The following is a 22,683-nucleotide window of genomic DNA, read 5'->3' as shown; positions in this document are numbered from 1 at the left end:
CCGCGGCTCACGCCGCTCCTACAGGAATTTGGCTAAACCGCTGCCGCACCGCCGACGATCTCGGAAATTTCCTGAGTGATCGCCGCTTGGCGGGCTTTGTTGTAGACCAGCTGCAGTGTTTCGATCAGTTTGTTGGCGTTGTCGCTGGCGGCCTTCATCGCCACCATGCGTGCGGCATGTTCCGATGCGATGTTTTCCAACACCGCTTGGTACACCAGTGACTCGATGTAGCGCGTGATCACGTGATCCAGCACGGTCGCGGCATCGGGTTCGTAGATGTAGTCCCAGTCGTGGTGGGCGACCTGGGTGTCGGCGGCCGGCAACGGCAGCAGCTGATCGAAGCTGGCTTTCTGCGTCATGGTGTTGACGAAGCCGTTGTAGACCAGATAAACGCGGTCCAGCCTGCCTTCGGTGTACGCATCCAGCATCACCTTGATCACACCGATCAGCTGGTCCAGCTTGGGGTTGTCGCCCAGGTGCGACACGCTGCCCAGCATGTCGACCTTGATCCGGCGGAAGAACACCGATGCCTTCTGGCCGATCGTCACCACATCGACTTCGGCGCCTTTGTCCTGCCACTGACGCACTTCACCCAGCGCCTTGCGGAACAGGTTGTTGTTCAAGCCGCCAGCCAAACCGCGATCAGAAGAGATGACGATATAACCGACGCGCTTGACGTCCTTGCGCTCGACCATGAAAGGATGCTGATAGTCGGTATTGGCCTGGGCCAGATGACCGATCACCTGTTTCATGGCCCGCGCGTAAGGGCGCGAAGTCTTCATCCGCTCCTGCGCCTTGCGGATCTTGGAGGCCGAGACCATCTCGAGCGCGCGCGTCACCTTGCGAGTGTTCTGCACGCTCTTGATCTTGGTTTTGATTTCGCGTCCGCCTGCCATCTCTGCTCGCTCTGCTCGCGGGAATCGGGAATGGAGAACCGGGAATCGGCAAAGCCGTCCGGTTCTTCGTTCTTACGATTCCCTATTCCCGATTCTCTATTCCCGGCTCTTACCAGGTACCCGTCTGCTTGAACTCGGAGATGCCCTTCTTGAAGGCACCTTCGATATCGTCGTTCCAATTGCCGGTGGCGTTGATCGTGTTGATCAGGTCGCCGGCGGTATTGGCGAAGTGGGCGTGCAGGCCTTCTTCGAACGCCAGGACCTTGTTCACCGGCACGTCGTCCAGATAGCCTTCGTTGACGGCGTAGATCGACAATGCCTGGTCGGCGATGGACATCGGCTTGTACTGCTTCTGCTTCATCAGCTCGGTGACGCGCTGACCGCGTTCCAGCTGCTTGCGGGTGGCTTCATCCAGGTCCGAGGCAAACTGCGCAAACGCGGCCAGCTCGCGGTACTGGGCCAGCGAGATGCGGATGCCGCCGGACAGTTTCTTGATGATCTTGGTCTGCGCGGCACCGCCGACGCGCGACACCGAGATACCCGCGTTGACGGCGGGACGGATACCGGCGTTGAACAGATCGGTTTCCAAGAAGATCTGGCCGTCGGTGATCGAGATCACGTTGGTCGGCACGAACGCGGATACATCGCCGGCCTGGGTTTCGATGATCGGCAGTGCGGTCAGCGAGCCGGTCTTGCCCTTCACCTGGCCGTTGGTGAATTTCTCCACGTAGTCCTCGGACACGCGCGCGGCGCGCTCCAGCAGGCGGCTATGCAGGTAGAACACGTCGCCCGGATAGGCTTCGCGGCCCGGCGGGCGCTTCAACAGCAGCGAGATCTGGCGGTAGGCCACGGCCTGCTTGGACAGATCGTCGTACACGATCAGCGCGTCTTCGCCGCGATCCAGGAAGTATTCGCCCATGGTGCAGCCGGAGTAGGCGCTGATGTACTGCATCGCAGCCGATTCCGACGCGGTGGCGGCAACCACGATCGTGTGCGCCAGCGCGCCGTTTTCTTCCAGCCGGCGCACAACGTTCGCGACGGACGAGGCCTTCTGCCCGATCGCCACGTACACGCACTTAATGCCGGTGCCTTTCTGGTTGATGATGGCGTCGATGGCCAGCGCGGTCTTGCCGGTCTGGCGGTCGCCGATGATCAGTTCGCGTTGGCCGCGACCGATCGGGATCATGGCGTCGACCGACTTGTAACCGGTCTGCACCGGCTGGTCGACCGATTTGCGCCAAATCACGCCCGGCGCCACGCGTTCCACCGGCGCAGTCTGCTTGGCGTCGATCGGGCCCTTGCCGTCGATCGGCTCGCCCAGCGCATTCACCACGCGGCCCAGCAGTTCGGGGCCGACCGGCACTTCCAGGATGCGGCCAGTGGTCTTGGCCACGTCGCCTTCGCGCAACTGCTCGTAGTCGCCCAGTACCACCGCACCAACGGAGTCGCGCTCCAGGTTCAGCGCCAGAGCGTAGGTGTCGTTCGGCAGTTCGATCATTTCGCCCTGCATGACGTCGGCCAGACCGAATACGCGCACGATACCGTCGGACACGCTGGTCACGGTGCCTTCGTTGCGCGACTCGGCGGCCAGCTTGACCTTCTCGATGCGGGTCTTGATCAGTTCGCTGATTTCGGAGGGGTTGAGCGTGGTGGCCATTTCTTGGTTCCCTTGTGCAGCCGTTGCCGGCCACGGTTTAAATGAATTCAGTGCGTAAGCGCGGTCTGCAGGCGGGTCAGCTTGCCTTTCAGCGAGCCATCGATGACGACATCGCCGGCATCGATCACCGCACCGCCGATCAGCGATTCGTCGATCGCGGTGGCGATCTCGACCTGGCGACCGAAGCGTTTTTCCAGTGCGGCCTTGATGACGTCGATTTCGCCAGCCGGCAACGCAGTGGCGGAAGTGACTCTGGCCTTGACCACGCGCTCGGCTTCAGCGCGCAACTCTTCGTACAGTCCGGCGATCTCCGGCAACTGCGCCAAGCGGCGACCGTCCGCCAGCAACGCCAGAAAACGAACGAACGATTCGCTGGCGCCTTCCGGTGCCAGCAATGCCACCGCATCGGCTTGGGACAACTGCGGATTGGGCAGCAACGCAGCCAGGCGCGGATCGACAGCGGCGGTCGCCGCGAATCCCAGTGCCTCCGACCAAACGGTGAAGTTGCCTTCTTCGCGCGCTACCGAAAAAGCAGCGCGAGCATAAGGGCGGGCGACGGTTAGAGCCTGGCTCATCGGTCAGCGGGTCCCGGTCAGATTTCGGCAGCGAGTTCGTCGAGCAGCGCCTTGTGGGCGTTGGCATCGATCTCGCGCTTCAACAGCTTCTCGGCGCCGCTTACGGCCAGCATGGACACCTGCTTGCGCAGTTCCTCGCGGGCACGGGTCGCCGCCGCTTCGATTTCGGCTTCGGCCGCCGCCTTCTGGCGGTTGGCTTCGACGATCGCTTCGTTCTTGGCCGCATCGACGATCTGGTTGGCGCGGGCATGCGCCTGATCGATGATGTCGTTGGCCTTCAGACGCGCTTCCTTGAGCGCCTCATTGACCTTCTCCTGCGCCTGCGCCAGATCCTTCTGACTACGGTCGGCGGCAGCCAGACCTTCGGCGATTTTCTGCTGGCGCTCTTCGATGGCGCTCAACAGGGGCGGCCAGATTTTTGTCGCAATGATCCAGATCAGACCGGCAAACGCCAGCGCCTGGGCGAAAAGAGTCAGACCAATGTTCATGGGATACGCTCTGCCTGTGGTGTAAGCCGGGCGCGCCGATGTGCGCGCCCGTCATCATCGCGGCGAACGACCGGTGGCCGTCCGCCGCAATTCCGCTAAATCAGCCGGCCAGGACCTTCGCCTGCTCCAGGAACGCAGCAGCCAGCGGGTTGGCGAACGCCAGCAACAGGGCCACAGCGACGGTGATGATGAACGCCGCGTCGATCAGGCCGGCGGTGATGAACATGCGGACCTGCAGTACCGGGATCAGTTCCGGCTGACGTGCAGCCGACTCCAGGAACTTGCCGGCCATGATGGCCAGACCCAAGCCGGCGCCCAGAGCGGCCAGGCCGATCATGATGCCGACGGCGAGGACGGTGGAACCCTGAATCTGGGCGAGGTTGGACAGGATGGTTTCCATGGTTATCTCCGGAACTATGAGTGCTTAAGTGAGTGAAACGCTTAGGTGAAGGTGAAACTGAAACTTAGTGGCTGTCTTCCGACAGGCTCAGGTACACGATGGACAGCATCATGAAGATGAAAGCCTGCAGCGGAATGACCAGCAGGTGGAACAGCATCCAGCCAAGGCCGAACGCACCGCCTGCCAAGGCGCCCAGGATGCCGGCGCCGCCCAGGACCCAGATCAGCAGGAAGACGATCTCGCCGCCGAACATGTTGCCGAACAGTCGCATCGCCAGCGAAATGGGCTTGCTGATCCACTCGACGATATTGAGGATGAGGTTGAAAGGCACCATCCACTTGCCGAATGGCGCGGTCAGGAATTCCTTGGTGAAACCGCCCAGGCCTTTGGAGCGCAGGGCGAAGAACAGCATCAGGAAGAACACGCTGATGGACATGCCCAGCGTGGCGTTGACGTCAGCGGTGGGTACCGGCTTCCAATAGTGCACGCCCATCAACTCGAGCGGCTTGGCGATGAAATCCGCTGGAATCATCTTCAGCAGATTCATCAGCAGGATCCAGAAGAACAGCGTGATCGCGATCGGCGTGACCAGCTTGCTGGTGCCGTGATAGGTATCGCGGGCCTGCTTGTCGACGAATTCAAGCATGATCTCGACGAACGCCTGCCACTTGCCGGGCACGCCTGCGGTGGCTTTGCGTGTCGCCATCCAGAAGGCGAAAACCATCACCAAGCCCATCAGGATGGAGGTGACGATGGTGTCCACGTGGATAGTCCAGAAGCCACCTTGCTGAACCTGGAAAGTCAGGTTCTGAAGGTGGTGCTGGATGTAACCGGTGGGAGTCAGTGCCTCGCCCGCCATGTTTGGACCTTATTCGTTTTAGAGACGCCTGGCCGCAGCCAGCATTTGTGCTATCAATCCGGTGAGCATGCCCGCCATCAACGGCAGGGGCGCCAATTTGCACACCCCAATCCCTAGCAGCAGCACCGCAAACACCACGACCCACTTCAATACAACGCTGGCCAGCAAACGCAGCATGGCCGCCCCGGCCGGCACGACGCCGCCACCGAAAGCCACCCTGGCTGCCGCCAGGCCACCCGCCACCACCGCCAACCCTCCGACCGCCGCAGCCAGAGCCTGCGGAAGGCCCCAGATCAGGAAGACCAGCGCGACCAGCAGTACCGCTGCCAGTTGGTAGACAACGGCGCGCAACGCTAGCCGCCGGCCCACAGCGACGGAATTAAGCACGTGAAAGCCCTACGGATTGGCGGGGTACAAGGCCTGAAAGCGCCTCGCCGAGCCGCAAAAGTATAGCAGGCGCCCAATTTGACCGACAACCGGCAAAAGTGCGGTCCATGATCTGGGACGCTTTCGCGCCTGCGCCCCCACGCGGGCGGGCGTCACGGTTCTTACATCACGCGCCCTGTTCATTTTTTTATCGCAAATTTTCTGGAACTTTGACGAAATGACCCGGTCAGTGACTGCAAGGTCTGCCGCTTAAACTTCCTCGTCCGATGCTCCGCTCTGCAGACCTCACCGAAGCCCCGGCCGTCCGGGGCTTCTTTTTTGCGGACGCCTCCCACTTTGCGACACGGTTGGCAATTCCACACGCACGGTCCGCTCCAAGCCGATTTTTCACCGGCCCTCGACCGGACAGCCGACAAGGTGCTTCCTAACTCCTGGCCCGCTCCCCCACACGCGGCTACTGAGTCGGAACGGTTCCGTTGAACCGACCGGATCAATCTCCCTCTCCAGCCTCCTTCCGCGAGGAAAGGAAAAGGGAAGGCACTCAAACGGTTTTGAAGTGCCGCATCTGTAAGGCGGGCCAGGAAGCCGCACGTCAAAAAAGGAGTGACCTTACGATGATCAAATCGAGCCGTGCCCTACCCGTTCGCGGACTGATCCCCCTCGCGCTGATCGCCATCGCCACCGTCGCCGGACCAGCGCATTCTCAAGAACAACAAGACGATCGTTTCACGCTCCGCTTAGGCGCGATGAACGTAAGCGCGCAGGGCGAGTTGAATGGCGCCACCCGCTATTTGGATCAGGATTTCCGATTCTCGGAAGACTTCGATTTTGGCGGCGATGAGCTGGTGCCGCGCATCGACGGTGTATTCCGCATCAGTCCGCGCAATCGCTTGGTATTCGACTATTTCCAGTACGACAAAGACCGGCGGGCGACACTGGGCAGCGATCTTTCCTACGACGACATCACCATCCCGGCAGGCAGCTTCGCCAAGGGCGAGGTGAAATTCCACCTGGCCAGTCTGATGTACGACTATGCGGTGGTCGATACGCCAAGTTTTGACGTCGGACTGCAGGTAGGCGCCCAATGGGCCAAGCTGGAAGGTGAGGTCTACGCCGAGGCCGGTGAAGACAGCTTCAGCGCGCGCTCCAGCGACGACGGCTACGCACCCGTGGTGGGGCTGCGTTTGACCGCCACACCCAGCGAGAAATGGCTGTTCAACTTACAAGGCCAGTACCTGGACACGGACTGGGGCGATTTCGGCGATTACGAAGGCAGCGTCACCCGCGCCAATGCCCTGGCCGAATATCGCTTCAACGAAACTTTCGGCGTATTTGTCGGCTACGACTGGTTCAAGCTGGATGTTGAGAAAAGCGGCAGGGATGGATTGCTGGGATTGGATCAGCGATTCAAGGGTCCTATCGCGGGCGTGACTTTGGCGTTCTGATGCCAGGGAGAGCCCGGAACGGCAACGGGCACAGCCAAAGAGTCTCGTGTTCACTCCCCAACCAAATTCATCGTCATCCCGGCGTACGTCGGGACCCAGCGCCTTGTGCTTGTCGCTGGTTGGCTGATCAGCCGTTTCGGCTGTTGATGGCGACAGCCACATAGCGGGGCTGATGGTGAATACGTCGAGCATAGAGCTCATGGTCCCGCTAGATCGATAGATAGCAGCTATTGAAACAGTCGCTCTATTGCATTGGACTTACAGCAACTCGCCTCCATAATGAGATCAATTCTCATTTGGAGGCGGTCGTGAACAAGACTCTCAGCTTCGCCGCACTGCATTTCACCGTCGCCTTCCTGCTGGGCTGGCTGTTTACCGGCAGCCTGCTGGTGGGCGGTGCCCTCGCATTGGTCGAACCGGCGTGCAACACGGTGGTGTTCCATTTCCATGAAAAGGTTTGGAAGCGGATTGAACGGCGGCGGGCGCGGCGTAGCGCGCAGGCCCCTGCCGCGATGGCGTTGTGAAGCTACAAAGGAAGGGTGCTCTTTTGTGGGAGCGATGTGAGTCGCGACGGGCTTTACCGGCAAAGCTTCGTCGCGACTCACATCGCTCCCACAAGGATAGGCATGCATGAGCTGCACATAAAAAAGCCGCCTCGAAATGAGGCGGCGTTGTTATGGCTGACGCTGCAACGCAGCGCAGTCCCTACTTCTTCTTCGGAATGTACAAATCGGTGATGGTGCCGTCGTAGACCTCGGCCGCCATGCCCACCGATTCGCCCAGCGTAGGATGCGGATGGATGGTGTGGCCGATGTCTTCGGCTTCCGCGCCCATCTCGATCGCCAGCCCGATTTCCGCGATCAGGTCGCCAGCGTGCACGCCGACGATGGCGCCGCCGATGACGCGGTGGGTGTCCTCATCGAAGATCAGCTTGGTGAAACCTTCGCCGCGGCCAATGCCTACCGCGCGCGCCGATGCCACCCAGGGGAACTTGCCCACGCCTACTTTCAGGCCTTTCGCCTTGGCTTCGGTTTCGGTCACGCCGACCCAGGCGATCTCGGGATCGGTGTAGGCCACGGACGGAATCACCCGCGCCACCCACTCCTTCTTCTGCCCGGCGGCGACTTCCGCGGCCAGCTTGCCTTCGTGCGTGGCTTTGTGCGCCAACATCGGCTGACCGACCAGATCACCAATGGCAAAAATGTGCGGCACGTTGGTGCGCATCTGCTTGTCGACGGGAATGAAACCGCGCTCGGTGACCTGCACGCCCGCCTTGTCCGCGTCGAGTTTGCCGCCGTTGGGCGCACGGCCTACCGCCACCAGCACGCGATCCCAGGTGCCCGACTCCAGCGCCGGCTTCTGGCCCTCGTCTGCGCTCTCGAACGAGACGGTGATGCCCTGCTTGGAGGCTTCCACCTTGGCGGCCTTGGTCTTCAGGTGCACGGCCACGCCCTGCTTCTTCAGACGATCCGCCAACGGCTTGACCAGGTCCTTGTCGGCACCCGGCATCAGCTGGTCCATGAACTCGACCACCGTCACTTCACTGCCCAGCGCGCGATACACCGTGGCCATTTCCAGGCCGATGATGCCGCCACCGACCACCAGCAGTTTCTTCGGCACGTCCTCCAGTTGCAGCGCATCGGTGGAATCCATGATGCGTTTGTCGTCCCACGGGAAATTGGGCAGCTTCACGGCCTGCGAACCAGCGGCGATGATGCATTGCTCGAAACGCAGCAACTGCGTCTTGCCATCGTCGCCGGTGATTTCCAGTTCATTGGCGGAAACGAATTTCGCCACGCCCTGCACGGTGCGCACCTTGCGCTGCTTGGCCATGCCGGCCAGACCTTTGGTGAACTGACCGACCACTTTGTTCTGCTTGAAATCGCGCAGCTTGGCCAGGTCGATCTTGGGCTTGCCGAAATCCACACCGATGTCGGCCGAATGCGAGGCCTCCTCGATCAGCGCCGCGGCATGCAGCAGCGCCTTGGACGGAATGCAGCCCACGTTGAGACAGACACCGCCCAGGGTGGAATAGCGTTCGATCAGCACGGTGTCCAGGCTGACGTCGGCAGCACGGAACGCTGCGGTGTACCCCCCCGGACCGGCGCCCAGCACCACCATCCGGCATTCGATATCGGCGGGCTTGCCGGTACCCAGCGCCGGCTTGGGCGCAGAGGTTGCGGGAGCGGCTGGAGCTGCGGGCGACGGCGTTACCGGTGCAGGCTTGGGCGCTTCGGTAGTCGCCGCGGCGGCCGTGGGCTTCGCAGCCGGCGCGTCTCCGACGCCTTCGGCTTCCAGGATGGCTACGACACTGCCTTCGGACAACGTATCGCCCAGTTTGACCTTCAGCTCCTTCAACACGCCTGCCGCGGAAGACGGTACTTCCAGCGTCGCCTTGTCCGATTCCAGCGTCACCAAACCCTGGTCCTTCTTCACCGTATCGCCCACGGCGACCAGGATTTCGATGACCGGCACGTCGGTGTAATCGCCGATGTCGGGGACCTTGACTTCAATGGTATTCGCCATCGCAACTCTCTTTCGTGTGGGCGGGGCTTGGCCCGCTATTGGCTTTCAGGACGACGGTAGGCGGCGGGTCTAGACCCGCCCTACAGAACTCACAACAGCACGCGGCGCATATCGGCCAGCAGCTGTGCCAGGTACGCGGCGAAGCGAGCGGCGGAAGCGCCATCGATGACACGGTGGTCGTAGCTCAACGACAGCGGCAGCATCAAGCGCGGCTGGAACTGCTTGCCGTCCCACACCGGCTGGATGGACGACTTGGACACACCCAGAATGGCCACTTCCGGCGCATTGACGATCGGCGTGAACGCAGTGCCGCCGATCCCGCCCAGCGAAGAAATGGAGAAGCAGCCGCCGGACATTTCGGCCGGGCCCAGCTTCCCTTCGCGCGCTTTCTTGGCCAGCTCTCCGGTTTCCTGCGCCAGCTCCACCACGCCTTTCTTGTCGACATCGCGGATGACCGGCACCACAAGCCCGTTGGGCGTATCGGCGGCGAAGCCGACATGGAAGTATTTCTTCAGCGTAAGGTTTTCGCCGCTGGCATCCAGGGACGAGTTGAAGTCCGGGAATTTCTTCAACGCAGCCACACTGGCTTTCATCAGGAACGCGAGCATGGTCAGCTTGATGCCGGCTTTCTCGTTCTCCTTGTTCAGCGCCACGCGCAGCGCTTCCAGGTCGGTGATGTCGGCCAGGTCATGCTGGGTGACGTGCGGGATCATCGCCCAGTTGCGCGCCAGGTTGGCGCCGGAAATCTTCTTGATGCGCGACAGCGGCTGGGTCTCGATTTCGCCGAACTTGGCGAAGTCGACCTTCGGCCAGGGCAGCAGATTGAGTCCGCCACCCGCGGCTGCCGGGGCAACCGCGCCGGCCGTGCCGCCACCGGCCAGGGCGGTTTTCACGTAACGCTGCACGTCTTCCTTGCTGATGCGGCCAGCGTGTTCAGTACCTTTGACCTGATTCAGATCCACGCCCAATTCGCGCGCGAACAGGCGCACGGACGGACTGGCGTGCGGCACTTTCTCTGGCATTACGCGATCCGCATTGAACTCGACCGGCGGCGAACGCGGCGGCGAGGCTTCCGGATCGATGCCGGGGCGGTCGTCCAACACGCGCGATGCCGCTGGCGCGGTCGAGGCGCCCTGTGCGACCTCGCGCTGAGCGATCTTGTCCGGGACAACCGGCATCGCGACAGGTTCTACCCGGGTGGCGGTTTCAGCGGTGCGGTTTTCCGGGCTCTTCGGCAACGGCTCCTTCGGCGGCTCCTTCGCTGCTTCCTTCGGCGCGGCGGCGGCGGCTGGTTTGACTTCAGCCGCATCGCCAGTCTCGATCAGCGCAACCACCCCGCCCTCGGAGAGCTCATCGCCCAGCTTGACCTTCAGCTCCTTGACCACGCCGGCAAACGGCGAAGGCACTTCCAGCGTGGCCTTGTCCGACTCCAGCGTGACCAACCCCTGATCCTTGGCGACGGTGTCGCCAACGGCCACCAGTATTTCAATGACGGGTACATCGCTGTAGTCACCGATGTCGGGAACTCGTGCTTCCTTGATGTCGGCCATGCGGAACTCCAGCGATTCGATTCGAAAGGGGAACCCCTATTGTGGCCATACGCGCGCGATGCGCCAACCTCTGACGGTGATTATTTTTGTCCCGGCACAGGACATCGCGCCGCGAAAACGACGGCGCCCGCAGTCTTGTGGACTGCGGGCGCGCAGGAAAAGCTCGAACAGACAGCGTTACTTAAGCGTTACTCGGTAGTGGTATCGCTTTGGTCCGGCTTGTTTTCCAGCAGGTTCAAGCGGCCGCCGCCGGGCATACGATACGCCAGCGCATCGTCCAGCCGATCGAGTTCCTGCAGATGCTCGCAGAGCTTTTCGGCGCGGGCTTCCAGCTGCTTGGCGCGCGGCTCCACCTGGGTCTCGATCTGCTTGTCGAGGTTTTCCATTTTCTTCAGCTGCTCGGTATCGCCGGTGAAAGCGCTGCGCACTGCGCCACCTACGATGTCACCGATGATCAAGGGCACCACCTCCCCCACTGTCTGGCCGATAGCCTCGCCCATTTCATCGCTGCTGAAACGATTGGTACTGATCGAGCGTGCGAGGCGCCTGTCGATCGTCTTGCGCGCCTTATCCAGCGAAGTGCGGGTATTGGCGGGATCGCTGCTGAAACCCGCCGCGACTTCAGTCAGCGCGGCGAAAGCGATTTCGGTCGCGTCGCGCGCGATCTCGCTCGCCAGTGGCATGGTTTTGCGCGCGTTGCTTTCGAACTCGGCAACGCGCTGGGTGTCTTCCTTGCTTAAAGCCACCCATCGATCATCCAGGAACAAGCGCCCCTGGCGCATCACCACCCACTTGGGCTGACCACTGTCGCGAGTGAAGATCACGCTGCGCTCATCAATGGTGAGGTCGTAGTCGCTCTTGATGTTGCAGCGGGTTCCAGCTTGCGCGCCGGCGGCCAGCAGCATCAATCCCAGCGAGGCGATAGTACGGCGCATGTAGCGATGGATCATCAGAGCACTCCCGCAGTATCAGATGGGCCTTAGCATGCCACCGCTGAGGGCTGCGGCCGCCTGCCGAACGGCGGTATGACCTTCGTCATGCCCCCATCGCTCACCGCTCAGAAACAGTCCCGCAATGGCGTCCATGCTTCAGCTAACCGTTCCAGCCCAAAGGCGGCGTTGGCGGGACTGGTCGAGGGCAGCGGCAACAGGGCGATTCGTCGACGATCGAGAACCAGACCCAGCCGAGGCTGCAGATGGCGGCGAAAAGCTTCGGCTGCCTTGCCGCCGTTGAAGGCTATGACACGCAGCTCCGGCCAATCGGACAGGCGCTCCGCGATCGGATTCGGTATTTCAGTACCGCGCACGATAGCGGCGTCCAGGCTGCCGCTACGCTGGCACTCCCCGATCACGTCCCATAAGCCGATTCCAGCCGCGTGCAACGCATGCAACCGCGATTCATAGGATTGCCCGGCATCGACACCGCACAAGCGACCCATAAGCTGCCAGAAGCGGTTGCGCGGATGCGCGTAGTACTGGCCCGCGCTCAGCGATGCGTCGCCCGGCATCGAGCCCAGTACCAACGCACGGCAGCCAGGGGCGATCTGCGGCGGTAGTCCGCGCAAGGTGGCGGACACTTTCAACCGCCTTGCGCAGCCCAGGGACGGACCACCAGCAACGCACCGACCGCCACCAGTACGGCACCCACGACTCGCAGCAGATCGACGGGCTGGCGTGTGTGCAGCACACCGAAATGATCGAGCAAGATCGATCCCAGCAGCTGTCCGAATACCACCAGGCAGATCAAGGCGGCCGCGCCCATACGCGGAATGAGCAATGTGGAAGCGGCAACGTAGACCGCGCCAATGGCTCCGCCGGTCCACGCCCACCACGGCACCTTCGCCAACACGGTGGCCTCGAACGCCGGCCGCGACGCCAGCCACCACAACACCAGCACGCCGGTGCCAACGGAGAATGAGACCAACGAAGCGAACACCGCACCGAATGTCTGCTTTCCCAACGCCGCATTGATCAGCGCCTGCAACGGCAACAACGTACCGATAAGAATCGCCAGACCCAAGCTTGCCGCATTCATTCCGATTCTCCGTGCGCAGAAACTCGCCACGATACGGGAAGCGGCATCAGGGGTTGGTGTGGGTTGGCGGCAAAAGCACTGGTTCTTCACATCCGGCACCGTGCAATGCCGCGAATGCGACGCAAAGCGCCCCCGTTCACCCACCAACGAAACGCTCATTCTTCATCAGGCACAATGTCCGGCATGGCCGCTGCGACCCCCCTTCGCCGCCCGCCGCCACCTTCGTTGAACGACGCTTGCGCATTGTTCCTGGATGTGGACGGCACATTGCTCGACTTCGCGGTCCAACCGGATCGCGTCAGTTTGCCCGCAGGCGCGCTACCTATCATCCAGGCCATCAGCGACCGGCTGCAGGGCGCATTGGCGCTGGTCAGTGGACGCCCGCTGGAACAATTGGACCGTTTGTTCGCACCGCTGCAACTGCCAGCCGCCGGACTGCACGGCCACCAGTTCCGTGGGGCGATCACGACTGCGAATGGGCCCCAGGAAACCTCGCCGGCGCTCGACCGCTTCAAGCGGGAAGCAGCGCGTTTTGCGGGCGATTACCCCGGCGTGGCGGTCGAAGACAAAGGCAGCCACGTGGCCTTGCATTGGCGCGCGGCACCGCAGGCGGCGGACTACGTTCGCGCCTTCGCCGAAACCCTTATCGGCAATATCGAAGGTTATCGCCTGCAGCCGGGCGACCACGTCATTGAACTGGTCCCGGCGCATGTCGACAAAGGCCGCGCCGTGGTGACGATGATGCGGCAACCACCCTTCCAAGGTCGCACGCCGGTATTCGTCGGTGACGACCTGACCGACGAATACGGCTTTGAAGCGGTGCGCAAGCTGGGCGGCTGGGGCGTGCTGGTGGGCGGGCGTGAAACCAGCCACGCCACGTACGCCTTGGCCGATCCAGCTGCGGTGCACGTCTGGCTGCGCGCTCAATGCCCTGCGGACATTCCCCCTGCAGGCGCCCCCTTTCCCGCATCCGACGACGGAGAAACCGCATGAATCAAGCCAGCCTCGATCTGGCCAGCCTCGACTTGGGGGTAATCGGCAACGGCAGCTTTGGCGCCTTGGTCGACAAGAAGGGGCGCGTGGTGTGGAGTTGCCTGCCCGCGTTCGACGGCGATCCGGCGTTCTGCGCGCTGCTCTCGCCGCGCGATCACGATGACGGTGATTTCTCCATCGAGCTGGAAGATTTCGTCGACAGCGAGCAGAGCTACCTCAAGAACACCGCCATCCTGCGCACCGTTCTGCGCGACCGTCATGGCGGCGCGGTGGAGATCATCGACTTCGCACCGCGCTGGCGTCGCTACGACCGCTTCTACCGTCCGGTCATGCTGATCCGGCAGGTGACTCCGCTCTCGGGCAGCCCGCGCATCCGCGTGCGCGTACGGCCGCTGGCGGATTGGGGCGGACGCGTGCCCGACTCCACCTGGGGCAGCAACCACATCCGCTGGCTGCTGCCCGACTTCACCTTGCGATTGACCGGCGACGTGCCGGTGCGGTTCCTTCGCGACGAGTCGTCTTTCGTCCTGAGCCATCCGATGAACCTGGTGCTGGGCCCGGACGAATCGCTGACCCGCGGCGTTGCGGGTTTCGTGCGGGAAGCGCGCGAGCACACCGCCGATTACTGGTACGAATGGGTCCGTTATCTGTCCATACCGCTGGAGTGGCAGGACGCCGTCATCCGCAGCGCCATCACGTTGAAGCTTTGCCAGTACGAAGAGAGCGGTGCGATCATTGCCGCGATGACCACCTCCATACCCGAGGCGCCCAACACCTCGCGCAACTGGGACTATCGCTACTGCTGGCTGCGCGATGCGGCCTTCGTGGTCAGGGCACTTAACCGCCTGGGCGCCACGCGCACCATGGAGGGCTTCCTGCGCTACATCTTCAACATCGCCACGGGCGACGGCACGCTGCAACCGTTGTATGGCATCGGTTTTGAGGAACAACTGCACGAGCATGAGGTGGAGACGCTCTCCGGTTACCGCGGCATGGGTCCGGTCCGGCGCGGCAACCTGGCATGGATCCAGAAACAGCACGACGTGTATGGCAGCGTGGTGTTGGCGTCGACCCAGCTTTTCTTCGATCAGCGTTTGGTCGACCCCGGCACCGAAGATACTTTCAAGCGCCTGGAGCCTTTGGGCGAGCGGGCATTCGCCTTGCATGATCAACCCGACGCCGGCCTGTGGGAATTCCGCAGCCGCGCTGAGGTGCACACCTACACCAGCGTGATGTGCTGGGCCGCCTGCGACCGCCTGGCCAAAATCGCCACGCGCCTGCAACTGGACGGCCGCGCCGAGCACTGGCGCCAACGTGCCGATACGGTGAAGGCACGGGTGTTGGCGGAAGCCTGGAGCGAAGAACGCGGGCACTTCACCGACACCTTCGGAGGAGAACGCTTGGATGCGTCGCTGTTGCTGTTGTCGGACATCGGCTTCATCGCGGCGGACGATCCACGCTTCATCGGCACCGTGGACGCCATCGGGCGTATCCTGCGGCGCGGTGACGCGCTGTTCCGCTACATCGCGCCGGACGATTTCGGCACCCCAGAAACCAGCTTCACCTTGTGCACGTTCTGGTACATCGACGCACTCGCCGCGATAGGACGCAAGGAAGAAGCGCGCGAGCTGTTCGAACGCATCCTGGCGCGCAGGAACCATCTGGGTTTGCTGTCAGAGGACCTCGCGTTCGAGGACGGCGAGGCGTGGGGGAATTTCCCGCAGACGTATTCGCATGTAGGCCTGATCATCGCTGCCATGCGCCTGTCGCGCTCCTGGCAGGAGGCTTCGTGAGCCGCCTGGTGGTGGTATCCAACCGGGTGGCGCTACCCGGAGAAAGTCGTGCGGGCGGATTGGCGGTCGGTTTGCTGGCTGCGCTGCGCGAGCGCGGCGGTTTGTGGTTCGGCTGGAGCGGCAAGGTCACGCGCGAGGAAAGCGGCCGCCTGCATGACCAGAGCGATGGCGGCATCCGCTTCGTCACGATGGATCTCAACCGCCGCGATCACGACGCGTACTACAACGGCTTCGCCAATCGCACACTCTGGCCGCTGCTGCATTTCCGTCTGGACCTGGTGGACTACGACCGCGCCACCCGCGAGGGTTATCGCCGGGTCAATGCCCTGTTCGCCGAAAAACTCGCGCCGCTGCTGCGCGAAGACGACATCGTCTGGATCCACGACTACCACCTGATTCCCCTCGCATCGATGCTGCGCGAGCGTGGCGTCGGCTGCCGCATGGGCTTCTTCCTGCACGTCCCCATGCCTTCGTGCGATCTGATGGTGGCGCTGCCGGAACACGAAATCCTGTTCCGCAGCCTCTATGCCTATGATCTGGTCGGTTTCCAGACCCAGCGCGACGTCGACCGGTTCCTGGCTTATGTGCGGCTATTCGGTGGCGGCAAGCTGTTGAAGGACGGCTGGTTCGAAGTGCCGGGCGGGCGGCGGGTGCGCACCGGCGCGTTTCCGATCAGCATCGACACCGAATTGATCGCCAACCAGGCACGCGCCGCGGTGAGCAAGCCTGCGGTCAAGTCGCTGCGCGCCAGCCTGCAACCGCGACAGCTGGCGATTGGCGTGGATCGACTGGACTATTCCAAGGGTCTTCCGGAACGTTTCCATGGCTATGAGCGTTATCTGGAACGCCATCCGGACCAGAAAGGCCATCTGACCTACCTGCAGATCGCGCCGATATCGCGCGGCGACGTCGCCGAATACCAGACGTTGCGCAATCAGCTGGAACAGATCGCCGGCCACATCAACGGCAACCACGCCGAACCCGACTGGACGCCGCTGCGCTACGTCAATCGCAACTTTGCCCATTCCACCTTGACCGGCTTCTATCGCATGGCGCGGGTGGCGCTGGTGACGCCGCTGCGCGATGGCATGAATCTGGTGGCCAAGGAGTTTGTCGCTGCGCAGGATCCCGAAGATCCCGGCGTGCTGGTGCTTTCACTGTTCGCCGGCGCGGCCGATGAAATGACTGAAGCGCTAATGATCAATCCTTATGACCTGGACGGTGTGGCTGACGCCATCGCAACCGCCGCCACCATGCCCAAAGCCAAACGCATCGAGCGCTGGCAGGCGATGATGCAGAACCTGCGCAGCAACGACATCAATACCTGGCGCAAGCGCTATTTGGGCGAATTGGAATCGGCTGAATAAGAGCCACCATTCTTCGTGTAGGAGCGACGTTGCTCCTGTAGGAGCGCCGTCTCGGCGCGAGCTTTTCGCTTTTCGCGAAGGTCTGGCAAGAAGAGCTCGCGGCGGGACGCCGCTCCTACAAGAGCGAAGGCTCCTACAAGAGCGAACGGTCTTACAAGGGCAAATGGTCCTAGAAGGAAATATCCTGGCAACGGTCGCCCAGTGCGAGTTCCACAAACGCGCGCATACGATAGAAATCCGTTCGAATCAGAACGAAACTTAACCTCCGCTGGATTTTCTGCAATCGATTCATTTCGCGAACGGGCCGTGGTTCATGCCGGTTTGGTTACCGTGCGCTCGCCCTTCGGGCACATAACAGAAAATTAAGGAGCTCCCCCACATGAATTCCATTCGTACTTTGACTCTCGCCATGGCCTCTATGCTGGCTGTCGCACCTGCCGCTTTCGCGCAGGACACTACTGATACCGCTGCCGGCAAGCGTTTTGCCGTCGTAGGCGGCGCTGCCATCCTGCAGCCCGACTCCGATCCCCTGCCGGGCGCACGCATCGACGTCGATGGCGGCACCGCGCCGACGCTGAGCGCCAGCTGGTACGCCACCGACAACATCGCCATCGAACTCTGGGGCGCGGCTGACAAGTTCAACCATCGCGTACGCGGCGACCAGGGCAAGATCGGCAGCATCGAGCAGCAGCCGATCGCGCTGAGCGGTCAGTATCACTTCGGTGCGCCGGACAAGGTCATCCGTCCGTTCGTGGGCCTGGGCTACTACGAGTCCAACTTCAGCAACGAGAACATTGGCGGCGACGGCCTGCACGTGGGCCTGGACACCGCCAAGGGCGCTATCGCCACGGCCGGTGTCGACTTCAACATCACCAGCCGCTGGTTCGCCCGCGCCGACGCTCGCTACATGAAGGGCGACTCGGAAATGCGGATCGCCGGCCAGGACACCGGTGAAGAGCTGACCATCGACCCGTGGACGGTGGGTGTCGGCATCGGCGCACGCTTCTGATCAAACGGTTGCTGCGATATCCAAGGGCGGCGGATCCTCACGGATCCGCCGCCTTTTTCTATGGGATTCCCTCTTTATGGAATCCAAATTCTGCCAATACGCGGCGTTAGCAAGGCGCCGGGTAGCGTGCAGGTGGAACCTAAGGAGACAACGCCATGCCTACCGTCCGACTACGTGTGAGCGCCAACGAAGATCAGAACCGTGCGTTGATGACCGCCCTGCAATCCATTGAAGGGATTGAGCACGTGGAGGAAGTGGGCGACCTGATGCCGCATGGCGATGACGATGACTCCAGCTCGGCCGGGTTACCGGACGATACCTCACCTGGCTTTCATCAATTGGAGATCGAAGCCTCCAACGAGGAAGGGGTTCGCCGCGTCAATGCGCTAGTGGAACGAGCCGCCGACGACCTCGACGGTGCGATCGAGATCGTGGACGAGTTCTGAATCAGCCGCGCGCGCCTACCGCAGCAACCGCGCCAGCCGTGTCAGTCGCCATCTCAATCCCCAGGCGTAGGCCAGATAGTAGCCAAGCAATAAACCCGCCACCGACAGCAGGCTGGCGTGATCCAGCGCCGCGAGAAACCTCTCCGCTTCGCCTCCCGGCCATTGCCGATACACCTGCACGAACCCCATGACGATGCGCCCGGCGATCAACAGCGTCAGTGCCAATGTCAGCCATGGATTGGGACGATAGAACAGACCCTGCGGCGTGATGTCGAAGCGAGTGATCGCAAGGCCCAGTCCACCGACGATTACACCTATCCCGGCCCCGGCCGCGGCGTAACTCAGGCTAGCGGGCCACCAGACCTCACTGATGGCGCTGATCACAAAAAACACAATCACCGACAGCAGCAGGCCCCAGGCATTGAAGGTCACCAGCCAGGGACGTGCCATCCTGCGCGCCTTGCCATAACGATAGCGCTGCCAAAGCGATAGCGGCAGCAACACCAGCCAAAGCACCAGCATCGCGATCAGCAATAAGGGAATGATCAGGAAGGGCATGCCCGGCATCATGCCGTATTAAGGGGAATGGGGAATGGGGAAAGCGGGCAAGCGGGCAAGCGGGCAAGCGGGCAAGGCTCTAGCTTTGCTTCCCCCTTTTTAAAGGGGGATTGAGGGGGATTTGCTTTTTGCCATGGCAGTCACGGCCGCTCAGCTTCCACATGCACCTTTTCCCGGCGCAACAAATACAAGCCGCTGGCCACGATAATCGCTGCGCCTACCCAAGTAATGCTGTCCGGCAAAACGCCCCACAAGGCGACGTCCAGTATCACGCCCCAAAGCAACGCGCTGTATTCCAGCGGGGCGATCAACGACGCCTCGCCGCGGCGGAAGGCCTCCGTCAACGCCACCTGGGCCAGCGAGCCCGCCACTCCCACGCCGATGATGATCCATATGTCGCCGGCAAGGAGCGGCTTCCATCCGGGGAGCGCCAACAGCCAGGCGCCCAGCGACAGCAGCACCATGAACCAGAACACCATCGACTGCGTACTGTCGCGCTGCGCCAGCATGCGCACGGTGATCGCGCCGGCCGCGTAGCAGACCGCCGCGCCCAATATCGCCAACCCGCCCGCGGTCAGCATCCCCGCCCCGGTCGGCCGCAAGACCACCAGCACACCCACCAGGCCGACGATGATCGCCACCCAACGCCCCGGGCCGACTTTTTCCTTCAACAGCGGCCCTGCCATCGCGGTTACCAACAGCGGCGCAACGAACGTGATGGCGTAGACGGTGGACAGTGGCAGCGTTCGCAGGCCGTAAACGAAGCCGACCATCATTGCGATACCCAATGCGCCGCGCAGCAGATGCAGTGGCCAATGCACCCGCAGCAGGCTGCCCGGCGTGACCGTGGCGAACACCCATATCGCCACGATAGGCAGCGAAGAAAGCCCACGCAATGCGGATACCTGCAAGGATGGATAGTGCGATGAAAGCAGCTTCAAGCCTGCGTCCATCAGCGCGAACATCAGCACCGCCAGCAGCATCAAGCCGATGGCGGGAAGTTGGGGATGGCGGGGGGTCATGCGGCATTATCCCTTGCTCACGGGCGCAGCGCAGCCGGACGGCGTAAAATCGCCAGCTAGCCCGATGGAATCCCCGCCATGCCTTCTTTCGACGTCATTTCCGAAGTCGACCGCCACGAACTGACCAACGCGGTCGATCAAGCCAACCGTGAACTGTCCACCCGCTTCGACTTCAAGGGCGTGGACGCCAAGTTCGTGTTGGAAGAAAACGTGATCAGCCTGTCCGCGCCCAGCGATTTCCAGCTCAAGCAGATGTCCGACATCCTGCGCGCACGCCTGATTGCGCGCGGCATCGACGTACGCTGCCTGGAAGAAGGCGATGTGGAAACCAACCTGGCCGGTGCGCGCCAGAAGGTCACGGTCAAGCAGGGCATCGAGCAGAAGATCGCCAAGAAGATCGCCGCTACTTTGAAGGAAGCCAAGCTCAAGGTGGAAAGCCAGATCAACGGCGACAAGCTGCGGGTCAACGGCAAGAAGCGCGACGATCTGCAGGACGCCATCGCCCTGCTGAAGAAGAGCGAGTTCGAGCTGCCGCTGCAGTTCGACAACTTCCGCGATTGAACATGGATCCGATCGCCGAAGAGCCGATCGCAGCCACCCGGCGCTGGCTCGAGCGGGCGGTGATCGGCCTGAATCTCTGCCCGTTCGCCAAGGCGGTGTACGTGAAGCAGCAGGTGCGTTTCGTGCTGAGCGATGCGACAACGCCCGAAGCCCTGCTGGAGCAGTTGGCGGAAGAACTGGTGTACCTGCGCGACGCCGATCCCGAACAAACCGACACCACGCTGATCATCCATCCGGACGTGCTGACGGACTTCCTGGATTACAACGACTTCCTGGACAACGCCGATGCCGCTGTCGAGGCATTGGATCTGCAAGGGGTTCTGCAGGTGGCCAGCTTCCACCCCGACTACCGGTTCGCCGGCACCGCCGATGACGATATCGGCAACTACAGCAACCGCTCGCCCTATCCCACGCTGCACTTGTTGCGCGAAGCCAGCATCGATCGCGCTGTGGAAGTGTTTCCCGATCCCGATGTGATCGTCGAAAGAAATCTGGAGACGCTTGAGAAGCTAGGCACAGAAGGCTGGCGCAAGCTGTTCCCCGATTGAGTTTCGTGATGCGCAAGATGCGCCGATGAAGAGATCTTCACTTGTGGGAGTGGTGCCGGCATGCCGGCACCGGTGAGTCGCGACAACTCGTAAGCGACCCGTTGGCCACCCATCCACATCGCTCGCGGCCCCGAAAGAAGAAGCATCTCTTTTGTCTTACAACCATACCGAATGCCAATACGGATATTCGCCTGGGTCCTCCACAAGACCTGCACGAAGAGGGTTGGCGACGATGTATCTGGCCGCAGGCTTGATGGTGGATTCAGTGCGGATAGCGCGATCATGAAATCCCTTTTCCCAAATCGCTCCTGTTGCCGGATGTTCTGCCCGCATGCGGCGGGCGCTGTTGCTCTTCAGCTTCTGCACGATGATTGAAAGACTGTCCATGGCTCCCAGCTCGATCAAGCCGTGCCAATGATCCGGCATCAACACCCAAGCCAACAATTGCGAGCGATACCAGAGTCGCCGGTCGGTCATGGCTTGGGCCGCCAGGCGCGCGAGGTCATGATCTTCAAAGAGCCTGACGCGGCTCGCGGTGGTGAACGTCACCAGATATATCTGGCTGGTGATGGAAGTCCGGCCTTTTCTTAGTGTGGCGTAGCCCAACATGCATGCGATCTCCGATCTGGAGCATGCATGGTTCACCGCTACATCTCCCACTGCTATCGGGGAATTGCGGTCTCCGTTGTCAGAAGGTTCTGGAGCTGTCGCGACTCACGTCGCTCCCACACGTTGAGCATGTGAGAGCTGTCAAGTGTCGAGATGTCCTGAACTGTCGCAACGTATCGGTGTCGGTATGCCGGCACCACTTCCACGATGCTGCTGAACGTGTGGGAGCGACGTGAGTCGCGACCGTATCAATGGCCAACGCCAAAAAGCTTCCGCAGATCGACTTCCTCCAACGGCCGCCACTGCCCAGCTGGCAAATCTCCCAAGTCCAGCCCTCCCACTCGACTACGATGCAGCGCCTCCACATGGTTGCCGACAGCCGCAAACATGCGACGGACCTGGTGGTAACGGCCTTCAGTCAATGTCAGCCGTGCATGACGGGGGCCGAGCACTTCCAGGCCCGCAGGTGCCAACGGTGTCTGCTCGGTTTCGAGCATCAAGGTGCCGCTGGCGAAGAGCGCGCTTTCGTCGCCGCGCAGATCCTGCGCCAGTGTTGCTTCGTAGATCTTGGGCAGCTTCGACTTGGGTGACACGATGCGATGCAGCAGCGCGCCATCGTCCGTCATCAACAACAAGCCGCTGGTGTCGCGATCCAACCGGCCCACCGGCGACAACAACGGAGAACGCAGCCGGAATCGTGGCGGTAGGAGGTCGTAGATGATGCGGCCAGGGTCCTTGGTGGAACAGGTGTAGCCGACCGGCTTGTGCAGCAGCAGGATCAAGCCCGGCGGCGGATCCAGTGGCTCGCCGTCGATGCGGATATTGTCATGATCGACCGGATCATCGGCGTACAGCACCTCACCCGCGGCGTCGGTGACGCGTCCTTCGCGGAACATGAGCGCGACCTGCTTACGGCTGCCGTAACCGAGATTGGCGATATGCTTGACGATCTTCATTGCT

25 protein-coding genes are annotated in these 22,683 nt (G+C 62.0%); 9 read left to right on the top strand and 16 right to left on the bottom strand.

Annotation, left to right across the window (positions count from 1 at the left end; translation table 11 throughout):
• Window positions 1-32: 32 nt before the first annotated feature.
• From atpG to AB6O04_RS11550, 7 genes are all read right to left on the bottom strand, one after another.
• The gene (gene atpG / locus AB6O04_RS11580) at window positions 33-896 is read right to left on the bottom strand and encodes a F0F1 ATP synthase subunit gamma (RefSeq protein ID WP_368564072.1); all 864 of its coding nucleotides are present in this window, start codon (window positions 894-896) and stop codon (window positions 33-35) included.
• Window positions 897-1,005: 109 nt separating this feature from the next.
• Entirely contained in the window at window positions 1,006-2,553 is a 1,548-nt protein-coding gene (gene atpA, locus AB6O04_RS11575; RefSeq protein WP_368564070.1) for a F0F1 ATP synthase subunit alpha, read from the bottom strand.
• A 47-nt stretch (window positions 2,554-2,600) separates the two neighbouring features.
• Window positions 2,601-3,128 (bottom strand): F0F1 ATP synthase subunit delta, encoded by a 528-nt coding sequence (locus AB6O04_RS11570; protein ID WP_368564069.1) that lies wholly within the window; start codon window positions 3,126-3,128, stop codon window positions 2,601-2,603.
• A 17-nt stretch (window positions 3,129-3,145) separates the two neighbouring features.
• Window positions 3,146-3,616 (bottom strand): F0F1 ATP synthase subunit B, encoded by a 471-nt coding sequence (locus AB6O04_RS11565; RefSeq protein ID WP_368564068.1) that lies wholly within the window; start codon window positions 3,614-3,616, stop codon window positions 3,146-3,148.
• A 100-nt stretch (window positions 3,617-3,716) separates the two neighbouring features.
• Complete coding sequence (gene atpE, locus AB6O04_RS11560) at window positions 3,717-4,016, bottom strand: F0F1 ATP synthase subunit C (RefSeq protein ID WP_368564067.1); 300 nt, start codon at window positions 4,014-4,016, stop codon at window positions 3,717-3,719.
• 64 nt (window positions 4,017-4,080) lie between these two features.
• Window positions 4,081-4,875 carry a F0F1 ATP synthase subunit A gene (gene atpB, locus AB6O04_RS11555; RefSeq protein ID WP_368564066.1) on the bottom strand — a complete coding sequence of 265 codons (795 nt, stop codon included), beginning with the start codon at window positions 4,873-4,875 and terminating at the stop codon, window positions 4,081-4,083.
• Window positions 4,876-4,893: 18 nt separating this feature from the next.
• The gene (locus AB6O04_RS11550; protein ID WP_368564065.1) at window positions 4,894-5,262 is read right to left on the bottom strand and encodes a hypothetical protein; all 369 of its coding nucleotides are present in this window, start codon (window positions 5,260-5,262) and stop codon (window positions 4,894-4,896) included.
• Between the two features lie 614 nt (window positions 5,263-5,876).
• On the opposite strand from AB6O04_RS11550, the gene AB6O04_RS11545 reads away from it, so the two are divergent.
• Both AB6O04_RS11545 and AB6O04_RS11540 read left to right on the top strand, forming a co-directional pair.
• Window positions 5,877-6,707, top strand: a complete 831-nt coding sequence (locus AB6O04_RS11545) for a hypothetical protein (protein WP_368564064.1) — start codon at window positions 5,877-5,879, stop codon at window positions 6,705-6,707.
• Window positions 6,708-7,015: 308 nt separating this feature from the next.
• Window positions 7,016-7,231 (top strand): DUF2061 domain-containing protein, encoded by a 216-nt coding sequence (locus tag AB6O04_RS11540; protein WP_368564063.1) that lies wholly within the window; start codon window positions 7,016-7,018, stop codon window positions 7,229-7,231.
• A gap of 181 nt (window positions 7,232-7,412) precedes the next feature.
• On the opposite strand, the gene lpdA is transcribed toward AB6O04_RS11540, so the two are convergent.
• The 5 genes from lpdA to AB6O04_RS11515 form a co-directional block, all read right to left on the bottom strand.
• On the bottom strand, window positions 7,413-9,233 hold the full coding sequence (lpdA, locus tag AB6O04_RS11535; RefSeq protein ID WP_368564062.1) for a dihydrolipoyl dehydrogenase: 1,821 nt from the start codon (window positions 9,231-9,233) through the stop codon (window positions 7,413-7,415).
• Window positions 9,234-9,322: 89 nt separating this feature from the next.
• Complete coding sequence (locus AB6O04_RS11530; protein ID WP_368564061.1) at window positions 9,323-10,783, bottom strand: dihydrolipoyllysine-residue acetyltransferase; 1,461 nt, start codon at window positions 10,781-10,783, stop codon at window positions 9,323-9,325.
• A gap of 188 nt (window positions 10,784-10,971) precedes the next feature.
• Window positions 10,972-11,733 carry a DUF2884 family protein gene (locus AB6O04_RS11525; RefSeq protein WP_368564060.1) on the bottom strand — a complete coding sequence of 254 codons (762 nt, stop codon included), beginning with the start codon at window positions 11,731-11,733 and terminating at the stop codon, window positions 10,972-10,974.
• A gap of 107 nt (window positions 11,734-11,840) precedes the next feature.
• Window positions 11,841-12,359: a DNA-deoxyinosine glycosylase gene (locus AB6O04_RS11520; RefSeq protein ID WP_368564059.1), complete on the bottom strand. Its 519-nt coding sequence runs from the start codon at window positions 12,357-12,359 to the stop codon at window positions 11,841-11,843.
• A gap of 2 nt (window positions 12,360-12,361) precedes the next feature.
• Complete coding sequence (locus AB6O04_RS11515; RefSeq protein WP_368564058.1) at window positions 12,362-12,817, bottom strand: DMT family transporter; 456 nt, start codon at window positions 12,815-12,817, stop codon at window positions 12,362-12,364.
• Window positions 12,818-13,000: 183 nt separating this feature from the next.
• On the opposite strand from AB6O04_RS11515, the gene otsB reads away from it, so the two are divergent.
• The 5 genes from otsB to AB6O04_RS11490 all read left to right on the top strand — a co-directional run bounded on the left by otsB (window position 13,001) and on the right by AB6O04_RS11490 (window position 18,425).
• A complete protein-coding gene (otsB, locus tag AB6O04_RS11510; RefSeq protein WP_368564057.1) occupies window positions 13,001-13,810 on the top strand; it encodes a trehalose-phosphatase in 810 nt (269 codons plus the stop codon).
• Entirely contained in the window at window positions 13,807-15,603 is a 1,797-nt protein-coding gene (locus AB6O04_RS11505) for a glycoside hydrolase family 15 protein (RefSeq protein WP_368564056.1), read from the top strand. The genes otsB and AB6O04_RS11505 overlap by 4 nt, the downstream gene beginning before the upstream one ends.
• Window positions 15,600-16,970: an alpha,alpha-trehalose-phosphate synthase (UDP-forming) gene (otsA, locus tag AB6O04_RS11500; RefSeq protein ID WP_368564055.1), complete on the top strand. Its 1,371-nt coding sequence runs from the start codon at window positions 15,600-15,602 to the stop codon at window positions 16,968-16,970. The genes AB6O04_RS11505 and otsA overlap by 4 nt, the downstream gene beginning before the upstream one ends.
• Before the next feature lie 379 nt (window positions 16,971-17,349).
• Entirely contained in the window at window positions 17,350-17,979 is a 630-nt protein-coding gene (locus AB6O04_RS11495; RefSeq protein ID WP_368564054.1) for an OmpW family protein, read from the top strand.
• Window positions 17,980-18,134: 155 nt separating this feature from the next.
• A complete protein-coding gene (locus AB6O04_RS11490; RefSeq protein WP_368564053.1) occupies window positions 18,135-18,425 on the top strand; it encodes a hypothetical protein in 291 nt (96 codons plus the stop codon).
• A 15-nt stretch (window positions 18,426-18,440) separates the two neighbouring features.
• Here the strand turns inward: AB6O04_RS11490 and AB6O04_RS11485 are convergent, their stop codons facing one another.
• Window positions 18,441-18,983, bottom strand: a complete 543-nt coding sequence (locus AB6O04_RS11485; RefSeq protein ID WP_368564052.1) for a DUF1453 domain-containing protein — start codon at window positions 18,981-18,983, stop codon at window positions 18,441-18,443.
• A 140-nt stretch (window positions 18,984-19,123) separates the two neighbouring features.
• A complete protein-coding gene (locus AB6O04_RS11480) occupies window positions 19,124-20,005 on the bottom strand; it encodes a DMT family transporter (protein ID WP_368564051.1) in 882 nt (293 codons plus the stop codon).
• Window positions 20,006-20,083: 78 nt separating this feature from the next.
• Between AB6O04_RS11480 and AB6O04_RS11475 the strand changes: the two genes are divergently transcribed.
• A complete protein-coding gene (locus tag AB6O04_RS11475) occupies window positions 20,084-20,566 on the top strand; it encodes a YajQ family cyclic di-GMP-binding protein (RefSeq protein ID WP_368564050.1) in 483 nt (160 codons plus the stop codon).
• Between the two features lie 2 nt (window positions 20,567-20,568).
• Window positions 20,569-21,114 carry a DUF1415 domain-containing protein gene (locus tag AB6O04_RS11470; protein ID WP_368564049.1) on the top strand — a complete coding sequence of 182 codons (546 nt, stop codon included), beginning with the start codon at window positions 20,569-20,571 and terminating at the stop codon, window positions 21,112-21,114.
• A 156-nt stretch (window positions 21,115-21,270) separates the two neighbouring features.
• Here the strand turns inward: AB6O04_RS11470 and AB6O04_RS11465 are convergent, their stop codons facing one another.
• Both AB6O04_RS11465 and AB6O04_RS11460 read right to left on the bottom strand, forming a co-directional pair.
• On the bottom strand, window positions 21,271-21,723 hold the full coding sequence (locus tag AB6O04_RS11465; protein ID WP_368564048.1) for a transposase: 453 nt from the start codon (window positions 21,721-21,723) through the stop codon (window positions 21,271-21,273).
• Window positions 21,724-21,971: 248 nt separating this feature from the next.
• Complete coding sequence (locus AB6O04_RS11460) at window positions 21,972-22,679, bottom strand: pseudouridine synthase (RefSeq protein WP_368564046.1); 708 nt, start codon at window positions 22,677-22,679, stop codon at window positions 21,972-21,974.
• Window positions 22,680-22,683 lie beyond the last annotated feature (4 nt).

Origin of the sequence: Pseudoxanthomonas sp. UTMC 1351 (assembly GCF_040948865.1) — a bacterium.
Lineage (GTDB): Bacteria > Pseudomonadota > Gammaproteobacteria > Xanthomonadales > Xanthomonadaceae > Pseudoxanthomonas_A.
The sequence above is the reverse complement of the archived record's forward strand: the minus strand, read 5'-3'. Positions and strand labels throughout refer to the sequence as shown.

What these genes read in the sequence shown, in the direction of transcription:
- AB6O04_RS11465 (WP_368564048.1), bottom strand. Translation starts at nt 21,723, where the DNA reads ATGTTGGGCTACGCCACACTAAGAAAAGGCCGGACTTCCATCACCAGC.
- atpE (WP_368564067.1), bottom strand. Translation starts at nt 4,016, where the DNA reads ATGGAAACCATCCTGTCCAACCTCGCCCAGATTCAGGGTTCCACCGTC.
- AB6O04_RS11470 (WP_368564049.1), top strand. Translation starts at nt 20,569, where the DNA reads ATGGATCCGATCGCCGAAGAGCCGATCGCAGCCACCCGGCGCTGGCTC.
- AB6O04_RS11495 (WP_368564054.1), top strand. Translation starts at nt 17,350, where the DNA reads ATGAATTCCATTCGTACTTTGACTCTCGCCATGGCCTCTATGCTGGCT.
- AB6O04_RS11515 (WP_368564058.1), bottom strand. Translation starts at nt 12,817, where the DNA reads ATGAATGCGGCAAGCTTGGGTCTGGCGATTCTTATCGGTACGTTGTTG.
- AB6O04_RS11525 (WP_368564060.1), bottom strand. Translation starts at nt 11,733, where the DNA reads ATGATCCATCGCTACATGCGCCGTACTATCGCCTCGCTGGGATTGATG.
- AB6O04_RS11490 (WP_368564053.1), top strand. Translation starts at nt 18,135, where the DNA reads ATGCCTACCGTCCGACTACGTGTGAGCGCCAACGAAGATCAGAACCGT.
- AB6O04_RS11545 (WP_368564064.1), top strand. Translation starts at nt 5,877, where the DNA reads ATGATCAAATCGAGCCGTGCCCTACCCGTTCGCGGACTGATCCCCCTC.
- atpG (WP_368564072.1), bottom strand. Translation starts at nt 896, where the DNA reads ATGGCAGGCGGACGCGAAATCAAAACCAAGATCAAGAGCGTGCAGAAC.
- AB6O04_RS11565 (WP_368564068.1), bottom strand. Translation starts at nt 3,616, where the DNA reads ATGAACATTGGTCTGACTCTTTTCGCCCAGGCGCTGGCGTTTGCCGGT.
- AB6O04_RS11475 (WP_368564050.1), top strand. Translation starts at nt 20,084, where the DNA reads ATGCCTTCTTTCGACGTCATTTCCGAAGTCGACCGCCACGAACTGACC.
- atpA (WP_368564070.1), bottom strand. Translation starts at nt 2,553, where the DNA reads ATGGCCACCACGCTCAACCCCTCCGAAATCAGCGAACTGATCAAGACC.
- otsB (WP_368564057.1), top strand. Translation starts at nt 13,001, where the DNA reads ATGGCCGCTGCGACCCCCCTTCGCCGCCCGCCGCCACCTTCGTTGAAC.
- AB6O04_RS11570 (WP_368564069.1), bottom strand. Translation starts at nt 3,128, where the DNA reads ATGAGCCAGGCTCTAACCGTCGCCCGCCCTTATGCTCGCGCTGCTTTT.
- AB6O04_RS11530 (WP_368564061.1), bottom strand. Translation starts at nt 10,783, where the DNA reads ATGGCCGACATCAAGGAAGCACGAGTTCCCGACATCGGTGACTACAGC.
- lpdA (WP_368564062.1), bottom strand. Translation starts at nt 9,233, where the DNA reads ATGGCGAATACCATTGAAGTCAAGGTCCCCGACATCGGCGATTACACC.
- AB6O04_RS11505 (WP_368564056.1), top strand. Translation starts at nt 13,807, where the DNA reads ATGAATCAAGCCAGCCTCGATCTGGCCAGCCTCGACTTGGGGGTAATC.
- atpB (WP_368564066.1), bottom strand. Translation starts at nt 4,875, where the DNA reads ATGGCGGGCGAGGCACTGACTCCCACCGGTTACATCCAGCACCACCTT.
- AB6O04_RS11480 (WP_368564051.1), bottom strand. Translation starts at nt 20,005, where the DNA reads ATGACCCCCCGCCATCCCCAACTTCCCGCCATCGGCTTGATGCTGCTG.
- AB6O04_RS11485 (WP_368564052.1), bottom strand. Translation starts at nt 18,983, where the DNA reads ATGCCCTTCCTGATCATTCCCTTATTGCTGATCGCGATGCTGGTGCTT.
- AB6O04_RS11460 (WP_368564046.1), bottom strand. Translation starts at nt 22,679, where the DNA reads ATGAAGATCGTCAAGCATATCGCCAATCTCGGTTACGGCAGCCGTAAG.